The 18072-nt window shown below is 70.5% G+C and carries 19 protein-coding genes; 6 read left to right on the top strand and 13 right to left on the bottom strand.

The genetic code is table 11. The features are described 5' to 3' along the window. Positions 1-95: 95 nt before the first annotated feature. A complete protein-coding gene (gene ribB / locus AC6RUA_RS13075; protein WP_499813443.1) occupies positions 96-776 on the bottom strand; it encodes a 3,4-dihydroxy-2-butanone-4-phosphate synthase in 681 nt (226 codons plus the stop codon). Next, positions 773-1510: a DUF120 domain-containing protein gene (locus AC6RUA_RS13070; protein ID WP_499813442.1), complete on the bottom strand. Its 738-nt coding sequence runs from the start codon at positions 1508-1510 to the stop codon at positions 773-775. Before AC6RUA_RS13070 ends, ribB begins: the two co-directional genes overlap by 4 nt. Positions 1511-1753: 243 nt before the next feature. Between AC6RUA_RS13070 and AC6RUA_RS13065 the strand changes: the two genes are divergently transcribed. Continuing rightward, positions 1754-2239, top strand: coding sequence for a hypothetical protein (locus AC6RUA_RS13065; RefSeq protein ID WP_499813441.1), 486 nt, complete (start codon positions 1754-1756; stop codon positions 2237-2239). A gap of 135 nt (positions 2240-2374) precedes the next feature. Next, positions 2375-4138 (top strand): arginine--tRNA ligase, encoded by a 1764-nt coding sequence (gene argS, locus AC6RUA_RS13060; RefSeq protein WP_499813440.1) that lies wholly within the window; start codon positions 2375-2377, stop codon positions 4136-4138. 27 nt (positions 4139-4165) lie between these two features. On the opposite strand, the gene AC6RUA_RS13055 is transcribed toward argS, so the two are convergent. Both AC6RUA_RS13055 and AC6RUA_RS13050 read right to left on the bottom strand, forming a co-directional pair. After that, positions 4166-4312 carry a hypothetical protein gene (locus AC6RUA_RS13055; protein WP_499813439.1) on the bottom strand — a complete coding sequence of 49 codons (147 nt, stop codon included), beginning with the start codon at positions 4310-4312 and terminating at the stop codon, positions 4166-4168. Positions 4313-4385: 73 nt separating this feature from the next. Then, positions 4386-5597 carry a P-loop NTPase gene (locus tag AC6RUA_RS13050; protein ID WP_499813438.1) on the bottom strand — a complete coding sequence of 404 codons (1212 nt, stop codon included), beginning with the start codon at positions 5595-5597 and terminating at the stop codon, positions 4386-4388. Between the two features lie 159 nt (positions 5598-5756). Between AC6RUA_RS13050 and prf1 the strand changes: the two genes are divergently transcribed. Further along, the gene (gene prf1 / locus AC6RUA_RS13045) at positions 5757-7013 is read left to right on the top strand and encodes a peptide chain release factor aRF-1 (RefSeq protein ID WP_499813437.1); all 1257 of its coding nucleotides are present in this window, start codon (positions 5757-5759) and stop codon (positions 7011-7013) included. 85 nt (positions 7014-7098) lie between these two features. Further along, complete coding sequence (locus tag AC6RUA_RS13040; protein ID WP_499813436.1) at positions 7099-7572, top strand: SHOCT domain-containing protein; 474 nt, start codon at positions 7099-7101, stop codon at positions 7570-7572. 37 nt (positions 7573-7609) lie between these two features. Here AC6RUA_RS13040 and AC6RUA_RS13035 read toward each other — a convergent pair whose 3' ends face one another. Both AC6RUA_RS13035 and AC6RUA_RS13030 read right to left on the bottom strand, forming a co-directional pair. Beyond that, positions 7610-8494 carry a DMT family transporter gene (locus AC6RUA_RS13035; protein ID WP_499813435.1) on the bottom strand — a complete coding sequence of 295 codons (885 nt, stop codon included), beginning with the start codon at positions 8492-8494 and terminating at the stop codon, positions 7610-7612. Positions 8495-8623: 129 nt separating this feature from the next. Beyond that, positions 8624-9040: a DUF6276 family protein gene (locus AC6RUA_RS13030; protein WP_499813434.1), complete on the bottom strand. Its 417-nt coding sequence runs from the start codon at positions 9038-9040 to the stop codon at positions 8624-8626. 162 nt (positions 9041-9202) lie between these two features. Here AC6RUA_RS13030 and AC6RUA_RS13025 point away from each other — a divergent pair, with 162 nt between their 5' ends. Next, a complete protein-coding gene (locus AC6RUA_RS13025) occupies positions 9203-10066 on the top strand; it encodes a GNAT family N-acetyltransferase (RefSeq protein WP_499813433.1) in 864 nt (287 codons plus the stop codon). An 80-nt stretch (positions 10067-10146) separates the two neighbouring features. Here AC6RUA_RS13025 and AC6RUA_RS13020 read toward each other — a convergent pair whose 3' ends face one another. Then, on the bottom strand, positions 10147-10848 hold the full coding sequence (locus AC6RUA_RS13020; RefSeq protein WP_499813432.1) for a V-type ATP synthase subunit D: 702 nt from the start codon (positions 10846-10848) through the stop codon (positions 10147-10149). Between the two features lie 114 nt (positions 10849-10962). Between AC6RUA_RS13020 and AC6RUA_RS13015 the strand changes: the two genes are divergently transcribed. Further along, positions 10963-12210: a bifunctional metallophosphatase/5'-nucleotidase gene (locus AC6RUA_RS13015; protein WP_499813431.1), complete on the top strand. Its 1248-nt coding sequence runs from the start codon at positions 10963-10965 to the stop codon at positions 12208-12210. Between the two features lie 128 nt (positions 12211-12338). Here AC6RUA_RS13015 and AC6RUA_RS13010 read toward each other — a convergent pair whose 3' ends face one another. From AC6RUA_RS13010 to AC6RUA_RS12985, 6 genes are read right to left on the bottom strand one after another with little or no spacing between them, the layout of a single operon-like run. Then, complete coding sequence (locus AC6RUA_RS13010; protein WP_499813430.1) at positions 12339-13784, bottom strand: ATP synthase subunit B; 1446 nt, start codon at positions 13782-13784, stop codon at positions 12339-12341. 4 nt (positions 13785-13788) lie between these two features. After that, on the bottom strand, positions 13789-15552 hold the full coding sequence (locus AC6RUA_RS13005; protein WP_499813429.1) for an ATP synthase subunit A: 1764 nt from the start codon (positions 15550-15552) through the stop codon (positions 13789-13791). Then, positions 15549-15896, bottom strand: a complete 348-nt coding sequence (locus tag AC6RUA_RS13000) for a V-type ATP synthase subunit F (protein ID WP_499813428.1) — start codon at positions 15894-15896, stop codon at positions 15549-15551. Before AC6RUA_RS13000 ends, AC6RUA_RS13005 begins: the two co-directional genes overlap by 4 nt. After that, entirely contained in the window at positions 15893-16945 is a 1053-nt protein-coding gene (locus tag AC6RUA_RS12995) for a V-type ATP synthase subunit C (protein ID WP_499813427.1), read from the bottom strand. The genes AC6RUA_RS13000 and AC6RUA_RS12995 overlap by 4 nt, the downstream gene beginning before the upstream one ends. A 2-nt stretch (positions 16946-16947) precedes the next feature. Further along, positions 16948-17532 (bottom strand): V-type ATP synthase subunit E, encoded by a 585-nt coding sequence (locus AC6RUA_RS12990; protein WP_499813426.1) that lies wholly within the window; start codon positions 17530-17532, stop codon positions 16948-16950. 21 nt (positions 17533-17553) lie between these two features. Continuing rightward, positions 17554-17811 (bottom strand): ATP synthase subunit C-like protein, encoded by a 258-nt coding sequence (locus AC6RUA_RS12985; RefSeq protein WP_499813425.1) that lies wholly within the window; start codon positions 17809-17811, stop codon positions 17554-17556. Between the last annotated feature and the right edge of the window lie 261 nt (positions 17812-18072).

The following is an 18072-nucleotide window of genomic DNA, read 5'->3' as shown; positions in this document are numbered from 1 at the left end:
TCCGCCGACGAGCGTCCCACGACCTGTTCGGCGAGTCCGCACTACCCGAGGAGGGGGGGACACCCGAGACCGAGGACGCCGGAGTCGGAGAGTGGTCAACCGAGCGCCGCGACCAGGTCCTCGCCCTCGACGTACGGGAACCCGTTGCGGCGGGCGTACTCGCGGGCCGCGTCGGGCGCGAGCGCCCGGCCCGTCTCGTCGTCGAGCATCTCACAGACCACGACCGCCGGCGGACGGTCGGTCGCCGCCGCGAGCGCGAGACCGAGTTCCGTGTGGCCCGCCCGGTCGGCGAGTCCCGCCGGGGCGCCCCGGAGGACGTTCACGTGGCCCGGCGAGCGGAACTCGGCGGCGAACTCGGCGGGTCCGTACTCGACGCCCGCCTCGACCGCCGACGCCGCCGACGAGAGTTCGGTGATGGTGCGCGCGCGGTCCTCGTCGGTGACGCCGGTGAAGGTGTCGCGGTGGTTCACCGGGAGCGAGAACGACGAGCGGTCGTCGTACGCCAGGTCGTGGTCGCCGGCCGCCGGGTGCGAGAGTTCGGACTCGAGGAACGGGAGACCCAGCGCGTCGGCGACGGCGTCCGAGAGCGCCACGCAGACCAGCCCGCCGGCGTCGTTGCGCATCCGCGCCACCGCGGCGGGCGCCACCGCGTCGGCCGGGTACACGAGGTCGGTCTCCCCCTCGCGGTCGTCGAAGTCGTGAACGAGAACCGGCCCACCCTCGCGGAACGCCGCGAGCGCGCGGTCCAGCCCCCCGACCTGCGACCGGCGGCTCACGCCTCCTCCGCGGGCGCGTCCTCGTCCGGACCGTGCGTCGCGTCCTCGACCCGAACGGTCACGTCGTCGCCGTCTTCCAGTTCCAGCGCGTCGCGGAGCTTCGCGGGCGCGATGACCTCCAGTTGCGCTTCGTCGTGGTGGGTCCGCTCGGGGACGATGACGTGCGCCGTCTCGACCGACCGGTCACCCGCCCGCACGCTGGCCGCGTAGCAGGTCGCCGGCCCGAACGTACGCTCGTCGTCCTCCCAGCCGTCGATGGGGACGCCGTCGACCGAGTCGAGACCCGCGCGAGCGCGCACGCTCGCCTCCGAGAGTTCCACGTTGAGCGTGCCCGGAAACGGCTCGTACTCGAGGCGCTCGACGAACTGCTCGTGGTAGCCGGGGAGCTGGATGTAGTGGCGGCCCTCGCCCATCCCGCTGGTGACGGTGCCAGACAGCGAGAGACCCGCCTCGCCCTCGAACAACCGACGGTAGTCGGCGTACTCCCCGCGCAGGCGCCGCTCGCCCGCGCCCGTGACCGACACCCACTGGCCGTCGCTCACCACGTCGCGCTCGATGAGTCCGGCCGCTTCGAGCCGCTGGAGCCGTCGGGAGGCGGTCTGACTCGACGCGCCGAGGCGGTCGCCGAGCGCCGCACACGACACCTTCACCGGCTCTGCGAATCCGCCGCGGAGCGCGACCGTCTTGAGCGCCGCCACCTCGTCGTGACCGACGGTCGATGCGCTGGTTGCCATTGGTCCACACTGCGGTCGCCGGCGTGAAAAGCGTAGCGAATACGGGACGCATCCCAGAATCGGGATGCAGTCCCGAGCGCATCCCGCCCCCGGAACGCGCCCGTCACTCCGAATCGGGGGCGTGCGGCGGGAAAAGGCGTCGGTTCCGGCACCCGGCGGGACACGGCGGCGCGAGATGGGTTACGTCAAACGCCTCTTTGACCGTAAGCCACGTTCATCCGTCTACGCGAAAACAGGTCGAGTATGGACCGCAGAACGTTCGTTGCCGCCCTCGCCTGTCTCCCGGTGATGGGGTGTGTGGGTCGGTCGACGCCGGGCGGGACGGACGAGGAGTCCACTGCCGAACGGACGACGCGGACGCCGACCGCCGACCAACCCACCGACGACCCCGCGCTCACGGCGTGGGAACGCTCGACCGACTGCGAGGAGGAACGCGACGGCATGTACGACAGCGTCGTCAGGGTCGAACGGGTCACGACCGACCTCGCGAGCGAGTACGCGCCGGTCGGCTTCTCGGACCTCTCGGACGAGGAGAGGGACATCCTCGCGGTCGTCACCGAGGAGGGCGGGTACGGGACGTGCGACGCCTCGGAGGCGTTCCGCCGGTTCGTCGAACGGGTCGCCGAACACCGGGAAGAGCAGGGCGGAGACATGCACGTGTATCTCGAACGCGACGGCACCTACTACGGTCTGTACGTCGAGGTGTTGGACCAAGTGTACGCCTACTGACCGCCAGAGTCCGGGAACGAGTACTCGCTCCGAGACACGCCAGTGCGCGTCTCTCGTCGGCAGAGAACCGGAGGAGCCTCGGACGGCCCGTCCCGTTCGGAAACCCCTTTATCGGCGGCGGGGGAACCCCCGCGCATGTTCAGGCAGTTCCGGTCGAACGTCGAGGCGGCGCTGACCGACGCGCTCGCCGCACTCGGCTATCCGACCGACGACCTCGGAATCGAGGAACCGCCGGACGGGGTGGACGCGACGCTGGCCTCCAGCGTCGCGTTCCGCCTCGCCGGCGAGGCGGGCGCGCCGCCGCCGCAGGTGGCCGCGGAGGTGGCCGACGAACTCGACGTCGGCGGGACCGATTACCTCGCGCGCGTCGACACCAGCGGCCCGTACGTGAACTTCTTCACCGACGACGCGTACCTCGCGGACACGCTCGACGCGGCCGGCGACTCCGGATACGGGCGCCTCCCGGACGCGAGCGAGTCCGTCGTCGTCGAACACACCTCCGCGAACCCGACCGGCCCGATTCACGTGGGCCGGGCGCGCAACCCCATCGTCGGCGACGCGGTGGCGAACGTACTGGAGTACGCGGGCTACGACGTCGACCGCCACTACTACGTCAACGACGCCGGGCGACAGATGGCGGTGTTCACGTGGGCGTACGAGACGTTCGACGAGGCCGACCTCCCCGACCCGGAGCGCGACCGCGTCGAGTACGACCTCGTGCGCTACTACCGGAAGGGGAACGAGTACCTCGAGGAGGCCGACGCGGCGGACGCCGCGGAGGCCGAGACCGAAATCGAGGCCATCCTCCAGGGACTGGAGGAGGGCGACGAGGAGACGTTCGAGCGCGTCACCGAGGTGGTCGACCAGGTGCTCGCGGGGATGCGCGAGTGCCTGCTCCGCCTGCCCGCCGAGTTCGACGAGTTCGTCCGCGAGACGCGGTTCATGCGCGACGGGTCGACCGACGAGGTGGTCGAGCGCCTGCAGTCGTTCGACGAGGCGGTGTACGAGGAGGACGCGTGGCAACTCGACCTCTCCGAGCACGGCATCGAGAAGAACCTGGTCTTCCTCCGGTCGGACGGCACCTCGCTGTACACCACCCGCGACCTGGCGCACCACGAGTGGAAGTTCGACAGCTACGACCGCGCGGTGACCGTCCTCGGGGAGGACCACAAACTCCAGGCCGACCAGTTGCGGGTCGCGCTGGAGTTGCTCGGCAACGACACCTCGAAGCTGGAGTCGGTCATCTACTCGTACGTCAACCTCCCCGAGGGGAAGATGTCGACCCGCGCGGGCACCGGGGTCGACCTGGACGACCTGCTCGACGAGGCCATCGACCGCGCGCGCGACGAGGTGACCGACCGCCTCGACGACCGCATCCGCGACGACGACCTGGACGACGACGACGTCGAGCGCATCGCCCACCAGGTGGGCATCGGCGCGGTCCGCTACGACATCGTCTCGAAACAGCCGACGAAGGCCATCACGTTCGAGTGGGACCGCGCGCTCGACTTCGAGGCGCAGTCGGCCCCGTACGTCCAGTACGTCCACGCCCGCTGTTGCGGCATCCTCGACGAGGCGGAGAGAACGGACGAGGCGGTCGCGGGCGGCGATGCGGACGCCTCGCTGCTCGACGCGCCCGAGGAGCGCGACCTGGTGCGCGAAATCGCCCGCTTCCCGGCCGTCGTCGAGGAGGCGGCCGACGACCTCGAACCCCACCAGGTCGCCACCTACACCCGCTCGTTCGCGGAGACGTTCAACGCGTTCTACCGCGAGTGTCCGGTTCTGACGGCCGACGACCCGGAGACGCGCGCGGCCCGTCTCGCGCTCGTGGCGGCGGCGCGCCACACGGTCGCGAACGCGCTCGACGTGCTCGGCGTCGCCGCTCCCGAGTCGATGTGAGCGCCGGGGAGACGGGAGAACCGCCGGTCAGACCGCGAGCGGGAGGAGGACGCCGCCGGCGTTGACGAGCGACCCGCCGGCCGAGAGGACCGCGAACGCGCCCAGCCCCAGCGCGAGAACGACGAAGACGAGAATCCACCACAGCGGGACGGAACTGCGCTCTGTTTGACTCATGTCCGGTTGTGCGACCGCGCGCGTAGAAGAAAGTCTCGATTGCCGAGTGCGACCGGCGGGACCCGACCGGCGGTCAGCGGAACAGCCGGCCGAAGAGGCCGCCGTTCCGCCCTCGCTCGCCGTCGCCGCGGCCGTCGGCGCGCCGCTCGGCCGACTCACCCTGCTCCTCGGACCGCTCCGCGAACGGGACGGCGTCGTCCCCGGACTCGACCGACTCCTCGACCTCGGTCTCGCCGAACCCGGCCGAGCCGTCGACCACCTCGCCGAGGACGGTCCGCGGCGCGTCGACCGCGTCGGCGTCGCCGTCCATCGGGTCGGCCTCGACGACGGCGACGGGGTCGTCGACGCGGGTTATCGCCGGTTCCGCGTCGTCGGCGAGCGGACGTGGCGTCGGCGAGCGGTCGGTCCCGTCGGCCCCGGACGCGGCGTCGGGTCCGGGGACAGCGTCACCGCTCGCGGCGTCGGCCGCTTCCGCTTCGGGGTCGGCGTTCGGGGCGACGGCGCCGGGTGCGGCGTCGCTCGTGGCGTCGGTCTCGTCGACGGTCGCCGACTCCGGGTCGGCGGTGTCGTCGGCGAGCGCGGACGCGAGCGCGCGGTAGGCCGCGGCCACCTCGGTCTCGGGTGCGAACGACGAGAGCGGCTCGCCCGCCGCGGCGGCCGCCGAGGCGACCGAACTCTCCGGGACGCGACCGAGCAGCGGCGCGTCGACGGCCGCGGTGTCGATACCCCCGGTCGCGGCCGCCGTGAGCGCGTCGGCGTCCCCGCCCGTGCGGGTGAGCACCAGCCCGGCGACCGTCCCGCCGAGTCGCTCGGCGAGGTCGAGCGTCCGACGGGTGTCCCCGAGCGCGTCGCGCGTCGGCGTCGAGACGAGCAGCACCTCGTCCGCGAGCGAGAGCGGCAGGACGCTCTCGTGGGTCACCCCGGCGCCCGTGTCCATCACGACGTACTCCGCGCCGGTGACCGCGTTCACCACCTCCCCGACGCGCGCCGGGTCGGCCGCGCGGAACGCGTCGAGCGTCTGTCCCCCCGGGACGACGGCGAGCCCGTGCGGGCCGGCGTACGTCGCCTCGACGGGGTCGGCCTCGCCCGCGAGCACGTCGTGGAGCGTCGCGCCCCCCTCGGGGACCTCGACCCCGAGCGTCGTGGCGAGGTTCGGCGTCCCGATGTCGCCGTCCACGGCGACCGTCTCGTGACCGGCGGCCGCGAGTGCGGCCGCGAGGTTCGCGGCCGTCGTCGTCTTCCCGACTCCCCCCTTCGCGCTCGCGACGGCGTATGTGGTCGGCATCTGGCGAGAGTGTGTCACTCTCCGGTATAAGACTGGCTCTCGAACACTCAGATTTGAGTTTTGGCGGCGGAGGCAGGGAGACGGAACGGTACCGGTGGCGTGTCACGCCGGCGCAGTATTCAACAGGTACTTACACGCTGGCCGGCGAATTACCCCATAATGAGTAGCGACGCCGAGGAGGCGGCCCCGTCGGAGGACCGCCGAAAGTACGAGTTCCGGAAAGTCCTCGAGGAACTCGACCAGTTCGAGGGCTCGGGCACCCAGCTCGTCACCATCTACATCCCGGAGGACAAGCAGATATCCGACGTGGTGGCGCACGTGACCCAGGAGCACAGCGAGGCGTCCAACATCAAGTCGAAGCAGACGCGGACGAACGTCCAGGACGCGCTCACCAGCATCAAGGACCGGCTGCGCTACTACGACACGTTCCCGCCGGAGCGGGGGATAGTCATCTTCTCCGGTGCGGTGGACAGCGGCGGCGGCCAGACGGAGATGGTGACGCGCGTGCTCGAGTCGCCGCCCGACCCGGTGCAGTCGTTCCGGTACCACTGCGACTCCAACTTCCTGACCGGGCCGCTGGAGGACATGATGGCCGACAAGGGCCTGTTCGGGCTCATCGTCCTCGACCGGCGCGAGGCGAACGTCGGCTGGCTGAAGGGCAAGCGGGTCGAACCGGTGAAGTCCGCCTCCTCGCTCGTCCCCGGCAAGCAGCGCAAGGGTGGTCAGTCAGCACAGCGGTTCGCCCGCCTGCGACTCGAGGCCATCGACAACTTCTATCAGGAGGTCGCCGAGATGGCGAACGACCTGTTCGTCCCCGAGCGGCACGACCTCGACGGCATCCTCGTCGGCGGCCCCTCGCCGACCAAAGACGAGTTCCTCGACGGCGACTACCTCCACCACGAGATTCAGGACAAGGTGCTCGGCAAGTTCGACGTGGCGTACACCGACGAGTCGGGGCTGTACGACCTCGTCGACGCCGGCCAGGAGGCGCTGGCCGACCAGGAGGTCATCAAGGACAAACAGCAGATGGAGGAGTTCTTCGAGAAACTCCACACCGGCGAGGAGGCCACCTACGGCTTCGACCAGACCCGCCGGAACCTCGTGATGGGGTCGGTCGACCGCCTCCTGCTCTCGGAGGACCTCCACCACGACGTGGTCGTGTTCGAGTGTCCGAACGGCCACGAGGAGTTCGAGGTGGTCGAGCGCCGACACGCCACGCCCGACCACGAGTGCAGCGAGTGCGGCGAGTCGGTCGAACCGGGCGAGCGCGAGGACGTCGTCGAACACCTCATGAACATCGCGGACCAGCGCGGCACCGAGACGAAGTTCATCTCGACCGACTTCGAGAAGGGCGAACAGCTCATGGACGCGTTCGGCGGCATCGCGGGCATCCTCCGCTACTCGACCGGCGTGTGAGCGGGCGAGCCGGGTCCGGTCGGTGGCCCGGACGGACCCCGACTCACCGAAAGGTTTGAGACGACCGTGGGGCGAACTGGTTGACATGTCCCCGGACACCGCCAGTCCTCTGGGCGCCCTCGCCAGATACACCCCCGACAGCCGCCGGTGGCGGCGGCGGGTCGCCGTCGCGGCCGCCGCCGCCGCGCCGCTCGCGCTGTGGGCGGCAGTCGCCGTCGCGTCCGGCGTGAAGAGCGGGGTGGTGTACGACCTACTCGTCGCCGTCTTCGGCGCGCTCGCGCTCCTCCTCCCGGCGCTCGCGGCGGCGGCGCTGCTCGCCCCGGAGTCGGGGCTGGCCCGGGCGGGGCCGTCCGACGACCCGGACGCCGTGGAGACGCTGAAGCGGCGGTACGCCGCCGGCGAGATAGACCGCGAGGAGTTCGAACTGCGGCTCGACGACCTGGTCGGTACCCCGGCGGAGACCGCGGTCCGACGGACGAGCGGGGTCGGTCAGCGGGACGGCGACCGCGGCGGCGAGCGGACGACGCGCGAGGAGGAACTCGACCCGACCGGGTGGTAACCGGAGCCGGCGCGGCAGCGAGAGGCGGGCGGACGTCTCACTCGGCCGTCTGCACCAGCACCACGCCGCCCAGGATGAGTCCGCCCCCGACGAGCATCGCGGGCGTCACCGGTTCGTCGAGGAACGCCGCGCCGAGCGCCACCGCCGTCCCCGCCTCGACGGTCGAGAGCACGCCCGCGCGGCTCGCGCCGACCCGCTTCAGCCCGGCGAAGAACGCGAACATCCCGACGCCCGTGGCGACGACGCCGAGCGCGACGACCGCCCCCCAGCCCGTGGCGCTCGTCGGGAGTGAGAGCGACCCGGTCGCCCAGCCGACGAGCGCGAGCGAGGCGGCCGTCGCCGGCACGACGTACGCCGTGAGCGTGCGCTCGTCGGTCGAGTCGAGCGCGACCCGCCCGACGGTGATGTAGACGGCGTAACACACCGCCGCCCCGAGCGTCGCGACGGCGCCCACCGGGTCGAACGCGGCCGCGCCGGTCCACGAGACGAGCGCCACCCCCGAGAGCGTCAGCGCGGCCGCGGCGAGCGTCCGCGGGCCGACCCGCTCGTCGAGGAACGCGGCCGCGAGCGCCACGACGAACAGCGGGTACGTGTAGAGGAGCACCGCCGCCAGTCCGGCCGACATCCGCTCGACGCCGACGAAGAAGCCGAGACTCAGCCCCGCGTAACCGACCGCGCCCATCGCGACGGCGACGGCGGCGTCGCGGGCGGGGAGACGCACCCGGGGGCGCGAGTCCGGCTCGGCCGCGCGTGCGAGCGTCAGTCCGCCCCAGACGACGACGGTCCCGACCGCGAACCGGAGCGCGAGCGTCGACGGGATGGACAGCCCCGCCCGGAACGCCACCTCGCCGAGGACGCCGAGCGTCCCGAAGCAGACGGCCGAACAGAGCACGAACACCACCCCGAGCGTCCGGCGGTTCATCTCACCGACCCGCGGCGTCGACGCCCTCCGGCGGCGCCGTGAGGGCGGTAGTCGGTCGACACCGACCCGGTCGCCGGGGGCCGGCGCGAACGACGCGGACCGACACGACTCGGCGTCTGCGTCGCACGCTCACTCGAGGAGCGCGTCCGCCTGCGCGGCGCGCCGGTCGAGGTCGAAGTGCGGGTCGACCCCCGGTGCGTCGGCGAGCCTGTCGAGCGCGAGCGCCACGTCTACCCCGTCGCGTTCGGCGGCGTCCCGGAGGCGACGGACCGCCTCCTTCTCCAGCGTCACCGCCGGGAGTTTCCCGAGCAGGAGCGCGAACGCGACGCCGCCCGCGCCGCGCGGGAACCGCTCGTGGACGCGCGAGAACGGCGGGTCGTCGGACTCCCCATCGTCCGCGTCGCCCGCGTCGAAGTCGGCGGCAGTCCCGACGGCGAGACAGCGGGGGCACAGCGCCGCGACCGCCGCTCGCTCGGGCGCGTCGGCCCGGCGGTCCGGCGGGACCGCGAAGACGACCGGGTCGGTACCGCAGCGAGGACACGACATGTCCCGACCTGGACGGCGCGGCGGCAAAGGCGCATCGACACGACGCGCGACCCGTCGGTCCCGACCGACGACCGGTCGGCGGCCGCGGAACCGCCCGCCGGACGCGGCGCCGGCCAGCAACCAGCCACCACATTCAATCGGGGGCCGAACGAACGCCGACCGATGACTGACGAGCCAGCCGTCCGAACGGCCGAATCGGCCGACGGCGACCGGGTTCGGGAACTCGCCGAGAGCGCGATGACCGTCTCGTACGCCCGCAGCCCGGCCGAAATCGAGACGCTGGTCGAGACGGAGTTCAGCGAGGACGCGTGGGCCGAGAAGGTCGAGGCGTCCGACACCGTCCTGCTCGTCGCGGAACTCGACGACCTGCTCGCGGGCGTCGTCGAGGGCGTCGTCGAGGACGGCGAGGCCACGATTCGCCGACTCCACGTCGACCCCGAGCACCGCGGCCAGGGTATCGGGACGGCACTCATGGAGCGAATCGTCTCGGAACTCCACGGCCGAGACGTCGACCCGGTCCGGGCGGTCGTCATCGCGGACGACACGGAGAGCGGCGACTTCCTCGCGCGGTTCGGCTTCGGCAAGACGGGCGACCGCGAGGTGGACGTCGGCGGCATCGAACTCGTCGAACACGTCTACACCGAGGGGGTCGAGGAGGACGACGACGAGGGCCGGGCCGACCGGAGCGGGGAGGCCGCAGGGGGCGAGCCCGCCTCCGACATGTCGGAGGACGCCTCGGGAGACGAGGGCACGGCCGTGTCGCTCGACCCGGACGAACTCCCGGACACCGCGGACGACGACGGCGTGGAGGTGTTCGTCGGCGAGGACCGGGAGGACCTCCTCTCGGGCACCGAGGGCGCGTTCGCCCAGACGTACGGCGACGTCGCTCGGACCGAGGCGTACGGCTACTACTGCGCAAACTGCGGGTCGACGGACGTCTCCGTCGACAGCATGGACCGGCTGGCGTGCGCGGAGTGTGGCAACACGCACAAGGCCGACGAAGAGTACGACAGCTCCTATCTGTAGCGCACCCGTCGAACCGTACGCCGGGAGAGTTCGAATTCGGGAGAGAAAACCCGCGCGCCGCCGTCGGGGCGGACCGTGTGTCAGTCGTCGGCCGAGACCCGGTTCTGCTCGCCGAGTTGCGCCTCCTCGCGGGCCTCCTCGGCCTCGGCCTTCTCCTCTTCTTCCTTCTTCGCCTTGATCTTCTTGAGCCGGAATATCTCCTCTCGCTCCTGCTCTTCGAGTTTCTGCTCGATGAACTCCTGGTTCTCTCGGAGGTCGGGCAGGAGTTTGAACTCCAGCGCGTTGACCCGTCGCTTCGTCGTCTCGATCTCCGTGAGCATCTTCTTCATCGCCGTCTCCACCTCGGCGGCGAGGATGATGGAGTCGAGCAGGTCCTCGTAGGCGTCGGCGGCCTCGTCGATGCGCGCCGAGGACCCGAGCAGTCCGTACCCTCGCTCGTCGAGGTCCTTTCGTACCTTCGAGGACTCGATCTGCGGGACGACGACGCCCATGATGTTCTTCGACTGGGTCGTTATCTCGGGGTGCTCCTTCAGCGCCGCCGCCGCGCCGCGCACCGCCATGTCCCCCTCCATCGCGCGGGCCTTGTTGATCTTCGTCTGCGCCTCCTCGTAGTTACCCTCCACCTCGTCGCGAACGTCCTGCGCCTGGTCGAGGATGTCCATGAACTCCATGATGAGGCCGTCGCGCTTCTGTTCGAGCGTGTCGTGGCCCCGCTCGGAGAGTTCGATGCGGTCCTCGATCTCCATCAGGTTCTTGCGGGTCGGTTTGACGTCCTCGGCCATTCTCTTGGGGGAGGTTGACGGCGGAGGATGTTAATGCTTGTTAGTCTCCCCCCGCCGGGGTGTGGGCGGTGGGCAACGCTTACCTCCAGCGAGAGACGTTCTCTGGGCGACGCTGTGTCCGACCCGCCCTCCCTCCTCGTCGTCAACGACGTGGAGACCGCCTACGACGACCCCGACCGAATCGGCCGCCTCGCCGGCCTGCTGGACGACCTGCGTGGCGAGCGCGGCGAGTGCCTGCTCCTCGACGCCGGCGACGCCACCGCGCTCGGTGCGCTCGCGTTCGCCACCGACGAGGGACGCGCGCACGCGCTGCCGTTCTTCGAGGCGGTCGCCCCGGACGCGCACGTCCCGGGCAACCACGACTTCGACGAGGGAGTCGACGCGGTCCGCGAGCGCGCGGACCGGTCGCCGGGCGCCTGGCTCGCCGCGAACGTCCCCGACCTGGGGTTCCCCGGCTCGACGGTGCTCGACGCCGGCGACGAGCGGGTCGGCGTCGTCGGTGTCTGTCACCCCGAGACGGGCGACATCTGTGCGGCCGCAGCGGACCTGACGTTCACCGACCCGGTCGTCGCGGCCCGCCGGGGGGTAACGCGGCTCCGCGAGCGAGGCGTCGACCACGCCGTCGTCCTCTCGCACTGCGGGGCGCTCGACGCCGAGGTGGCCCGAGCGACCGACGCCGACGCCGTCCTCGGCGGCCACGACCACGTCCGGACGGTCGAGCGCGTCGCCGACACGCTGGTCGCGCGCGGCGGCGGGACGGGGCGCGAGGTCGTCGCCGTCGACCCGAGCGACCCCCCGAGCGCCGCCGTCCACCCGACGGCCGACGCGTCCCGGGACGAGGCGGTCGCAGCGACGTACCGCGACCGACTCGCCGGCGCGGGCCTCGACGAACGGGTGGCGACGCTCGACGCGTCTCTGTCAGAGCCGGAGACGGCTCGGTTCGTCGCCGGCGCCTACCGCGAGCGCGCGGGGGCCGACGCGGGGGTCGTCGTCGAGGCGTCCGTCCGCGAACCGCTCCCCGCGGCCGTCACGGCCGCCGACCTCGTGGGAACCGTCCCGTTCGGGTCGACGCTCGTCGCGTTCGCCGTGCCGGGCGGGACCCTGCGCGCCGCGCTCGAGGCGTCCCGCGAACCGCTCGACGACACCCACGGGTCGGCCGTGTGGGCGGGCGCGGACCCGGCGGCGCTCACGGTCGGTGGCGAGCGGGTCCGCGACGGGGAGACCTACCGGGTCGCCGGGATGAGTTACCTGGCGAACGTCGACCTGCTGGTGGGACTCGAGACGGGGACGGTCGGAGCGGACCACGGCCCGCAACACGAACACGTCCTCGCGCACGCGCGCGCCGGTGGGCTGTCGGACTGACGGGAGCGGGAGAAGCGAGGGGAGTGAGAGGCGAAGAGCGTCTGGCGGACGGGAAGAGAGAGAGCGAAGCGGCGGCTCCGGAGTCGGTGAGGCGGAGAGAGGAGAGGACCGGACGCGAATCCGGCGGGTCAGTCTGCGGAGACTTCCTCGGTCTCGGTGTCGGCGGACTCCTCGTCGGTCGCGGCCGCGTCCTCGCGGTAGTGCTCCTCGATGAGGTCCTCGTCGATGCGGTTGAGTTCCTCCTTCGGGAGCGCCGACAGGAGGTCCCACCCGATCTCGATGGTCTCGTCGATGGAGCGTTCGGTCTGGAACCCCTGGTCGACGAACTGCTCCTCGAACTCCTCGGCGTAGTCGAGGTACTTGTTGTCGCGCTCGGAGAGCGCCTCGCGGCCGACGATGTTCACCAGGTCACGCAGGTCCTCACCCTCGGCGTACGCCGCGTACATCTGGTCGGAGACGTCGGCGTGGTCCGCGCGGGTGAGCCCCTCGCCGATCCCGTCGTCCATCAGCCGCGAGAGGCTCGGCAGCACGTCGATGGGGGGCTGGACGCCCTGCGAGTTGAGGTCGCTGTCGACGTATATCTGCCCCTCGGTGATGTACCCCGTCAGGTCGGGGATGGGGTGGGTGTCGTCCTCGCCGGGCATCGTCAGGATGGGAATCTGCGTGATGGAGCCGTCCCGACCCTGGATGCGACCGGCGCGCTCGTACAGTTGCGCCAGGTCGGTGTACATGTACCCGGGGTACCCGCGCCGACCGGGCACCTCCTCGCGGGCCGCGCCGATCTCGCGGAGCGCCTCGCAGTAGTTCGTCATGTCCGTCAGGATGACGAGGACGTGGTAGTCCTTGTCGAACGCGAGGTACTCGGCGGTGGTGAGCGCGAGCCGCGGCGTGACCGTCCGCTCGACGGCGGGGTCGTCCGCGAGGTTCATGAAGACGACCGAGCGCTCCAGCGCGCCCGTCCGCTCGAAGTCCTCCATGAACTCGTTCGCCTCCTCCTGGGTGATGCCCATCGCGCCGAAGATGACCGCGAACTCGCTCGCCTCCTCGCCCTCCTCCGCGGCCTCCTCGGGCACGGTCGCCTGGCGGGCGATCTGGAGCGCGAGTTCGTTGTGGGGCAGCCCCGCCGCCGAGAAGATGGGGAGCTTCTGCCCGCGCACGAGCGTGTTCATCCCGTCGATGGCCGACACGCCCGTCTGGATGAACTCCTCGGGGTACTCCCGGGAGTAGGGGTTGATGGCCGCGCCGACGATGTCTCGCCGCTCGTCCGGGACGATGTCCGGACCGCCGTCGATGGGCTGGCCCGACCCGTCGAGCACCCGCCCGAGGAGGTCCTCGGTGACGGGCATCTTCAGCGTCTCGCCGAGGAACCGGACCGACGCGTTTCGGTCGATGCCGGTCGTCCCCTCGAACACCTGAATGGCGACGAGGCCGTCCTCGCTCTCGAGAATCTGTCCGCGCTTGGTCTCGCCGGCGGGCGTCTCGATCTCGACGATCTCGTCGTAGCCGATGGGTTCGTCGACCTCGGCGTACACCAGCGGGCCGCTGACTTCCGTGATGGTCTTGTACTCTTTCATTGGTCTAGTAGAGCGAGCGGAGCTGCTCGGTTATCTCCTCTTTCAGGTCCGCGACGTACTCCTCCCAGTCGTCCTGGACCGCGATGCGGTTCAGACGCGGGGCCGCCTCGATGGCGGTTATCTCCTCGATGGGGACGCCGGCGTCGAGGGCGGCGAACGCCTCGTCGTTGAACGTCTGGATGGTCGTCAGGATGGCGTACGTCTTCTCGGGCGGGCAGTACATGTCCGCCGGGTTGAACGCGTTCTGCTGGAGGTACCCCTCGCGGAGGTACCGCGCCACCTCGAGGGTGAGCTGCTGGTCCTCCGGCAGGGCGTCCTTGCCGACCAGCTGGACGATCTCCTGGAGTTCGCCCTCCTCGTCGAGCGTGTCGACCGCCCACTGGCGGCGCTCGGGCCAGTCTTCCGCGACGTTCTCCGTGAACCACGGGTCGAGCTGTTCGCGGTACAGCGAGTACGACTGGTTCCAGTTGATGGCCGGGAAGTGGCGGCGCTCGGCCAGGTCGGAGTCGAGCGCCCAGAACGTCTTCACGATGCGGAGCGTGTTCTGCGTGACCGGCTCGGAGAAGTCGCCGCCGGGCGGGCTGACCGCACCGATGACCGACACCGACCCCTCGGTGCCGTTGATGTTCTCGAAGTAGCCGGCGCGCTCGTAGAACTGCGCGAGGCGAGCGGCGAGGTACGCGGGGTACCCCTCCTCGCCGGGCATCTCCTCCAGCCGGGAGGAGATCTCGCGCATCGCCTCCGCCCACCGCGAGGTGGAGTCGGCCATCAGCGCCACGTCGTACCCCATGTCGCGGTAGTACTCCGCGATGGTGATGCCCGTGTACACGCACGACTCGCGGGCCGCGACGGGCATGTTCGACGTGTTGGCGATGAGCGACGTGCGGGCCATCAGCGGGTTCCCGTTCTCCGGGTCCTCCAGTTCCGGGAAGTCCTCGATGACCTCGGTCATCTCGTTGCCGCGCTCGCCACAGCCGACGTAGACGATGATGTCCGCGTCGGCGAACTTGGCGAGGCTGTGCTGAGTGACGGTCTTCCCGGAGCCGAACGGACCCGGGATGGCGGCCGTCCCGCCCTTCGCGATGGGGAACAGGCCGTCGAGGATGCGCTGTCCGGAGATGAGCGGCGTGCGCGGCGTGCGCTTGTTCGACGCCGGGCGCTGTTCGCGGACGGGCCACTCCTGGCGCATCGTGATCTCCTCGCCGTTCTCCAGCGTGACGACGGGTTCGGTGACCGTGAACGACCCGCCCGAGGCGCTCTCGACGACGCCGCCCTCGTAGTCCGGCGGCACCATCACGCGGTGCTCGATGGTGACCGTCTCGGGGACGGTACCGACGACGTCGCCGGGTTCGACCTGGTCGCCGGCCTCGACCTCGGCGGTGAACTCCCACTCCTTGTCGAGGTCGATGCCGGGCGCGTCGACCCCGCGGTCGAGGAACGCGCTGTTCATCTTCGATTCGAGCACGTCGAGCGGGCGCTGGACGCCGTCGTAGATGGCGTCGAGCATCCCCGGGCCGAGGTCGACGCTGAGCGGTTCGCCCGTGTTCTCGACGGGTTCGCCGGGGCTGACACCCGACGTCTCCTCGTACACCTGGATGGTCGTCACGTCGCCCTCGATCTCGATGACCTCGCCCATCAGGCCCTCCTCGCCCACGTAGACGACGTCGTTCATCCGCGCGTCGAAGCCGACGGCGGTGACGACCGGGCCACTCACGCTCTCGATGCGTCCGGTGTCTTCGGCGGTGTCCGTCTGGGTTGCTTGACTCATGAATTCGGTTGGCTCTCGGGTTCGTTCTCGTCGTCCATCAGGTCGATTCCGATGGCGCGTTTGATCTGCTCGCGCAGGCCGCTTCCGGCGCCGCCGCCGAGCGTCACCAGCACGGGCTCGACGCTCCCCTCCGCCGACCGGCGCACCTGGCGGGAGAGGTGGTCGAGGTCCTCGTCGAGCATCACGACGATGCCGACGTCCTCGTCTGCCAGCGTCTCCTCGACGACGTCGTCGAGGGCGGCGTCCTTCTCGTCGTCCGGGACCGACTCCACCTTGCGGACGCCCGCGAGCCGGAACCCCGTGGTGAACTCCGGGCTGCCGATGACGGCGATCTCTTGGCTCATAGGATGACTAGTTCCTCCTCGATCTCCTCTTCGCTCAGGCCCGCCTCCTTCCCGCGGGCGATGGCGCGGATGTTCTCCACCTCGCGCTGCTTCGCGAGGATGTACGACACGACGGGCGTCACCGACAGCGGGTAGACGTGCCCGAGCGAGTCCGCGTACCGCAGCAGCGACGCCTCCAGCGCGCGTTCGAACGCGATGAGGCTGGTCGCCTCCTCGAGCGCCGACAGCGGCCGGTCGAGTTCGTCGCCGTACCGGCTCTCGCGGATTCGCTGGACCAGTTCGTCGGTGCTTCCCACGAGTTGACGCAGGTCCGCCGCCGAGAAGAGCGTGCCGCCCTCGATGAAGTACTCGGCCGGGTCGATGTCGGTGCCCGAGCGGGCGAGCCGGAGCGCGTTGATGGCGTTCCGGAAGTCGATCTCCGCGGTGAGGAACTCCCGGTACTCCGCGAGTTCCTCCCCCCGGAGGTCCGCCGTCGAGAGCAGACCGTAGTACGCCCGGTCGAGCGCGTTCTCCAGCGGAACCAGCACGCCCGACTCCTCGTAGTCCTCGTACGCCTCCTCGAGTGCGTCGCCGAACACGGTGTCCGAGAGTATCTCGACCACGTCCTCGATGGCGGTGGCGTCGAGCAGCCGCGAGATGCGGCGCTCGTCGAACTCGCCCGCGCGGATGAGGTCCACCTCCACCGTCTCGCGGTCGGCGTCGGCGTACAGTCCGCGGAGCACCGTCTTCACGTTCCACGCGTCGAACTGGCGGAGGTAGCGCGCCACCTGGTCGTACAGCCGACCCTCGCACCAGTCGAGGATGTCGTTGAAGTCGTTCGCGAGGCTCCGGTTCAGCGCGTACTCGATGAGGTCCACGCCGGAGAACCGCGAGCCGAGCGCGTTTATCTCCTCCTCGTAGGCGGGCGACTCCTCCATGAACCGAGCGATCTCCGCCGGGCTCATCCGGATGAGCTTCCGGTAGTCGTCGTCGTCGAACAGCGCGCCGCGTCGCGACCGGACGCGGGCGTTCACGTACTCCGGGTTGGAGGTGCCGGCGCGGCTACTCATGGTTACTCATCGTCGAACAGTTTGTCGCTCAGTTCCTTCAGGTTGTCCTCCCAGACCGACTCGAGCACGGAGTCGAAGGTGTTGTTGACCCGGACGCGCGACTCCTCGCTCTCGACGACGACGCCACCGAGACAGTCGTGCGCGCCGGCGAACGACCAGCCCTCGTAGTCCGCGAGGACGCGCCGCAACAGCGCCTCGTCGGACGCGCGACCGTGAACCGACACCGACTCGCCGGCGTCGAACTCCTCGGCGGCCGCGTCGAGCAGCGACCGGGTGAGCGTCTCGCGGCGCTCTCCCTCCAGGTTCGCGACGCGCTGTTCGACCGTCTCGCGGACCTCCTCGAGCACGTCGCGGCGGGCCTCGAGTCGCTCCTGTTTCGCCTCGAGTTTCGCGCCCGAGACGGCCTGTTCGCGCTCCTGTTCGATCTGGCGCTCGACCGCCGCCTGCCGCTCCTCGCGGATGCGCTCGGCCTCCGCGCGCGCCTCGGCGACGATCTCGTCCGCGCGCTCCTCGCCGTCTCCTCTGATTTCCTCCGCACGCGCGCGGGCTTCCTCCCGGATGTCTTCGACGACAGTGTCCAGACTCATTGTGAAAACAAGAGGGGTGAGTTACCCCAGGAAGAAGGTGACCAGTGCGAGAATGACGAGCGTCTCCGGCAGGACCGTGAAGATCAGGCCCTGCACGAACAGGTCGTCGTCCTCGGCGACCGCACCGACGGCGGCGGACCCGATGCCGCGCTCCGCGTATCCCGCGCCGAAGGCGGCGAGCCCCACCGCGAGCGCCGCGACGGCGTTCTTCGATAGTGCCGGGCTGCCCGTCCCCTCTTGCAGTACAACATTACCCAGTTCCGGAAGTGTCTCAATCATGGGTTTGAGTGACCGATTGCAGTCTTCGGACAGTCGGTGTTTGGACCGACGGAGGTCATAAAGCTTCCCAAAGAAATCGACAGAGGAGACCGAATACGGGAGGATAGGGACGCCCGATTCGGGGGCCTAGAGTAAAAACGTCGCGGAGTCGACCCGGGTCGACAGCCGACCGATAGGTCGGCACCCCCGGCTCCTATCGGGTCTCCGAGCCGGCACCGCCCGCCCGACGGTCGCGCGGGCGGCGACCGGGGCCGCTGCTTT

The sequence above is a fragment of the Halorarum sp. SLYT50 genome (genome assembly GCF_059821265.1).
This window is presented reverse-complemented; position numbering and strand designations above follow the sequence as displayed.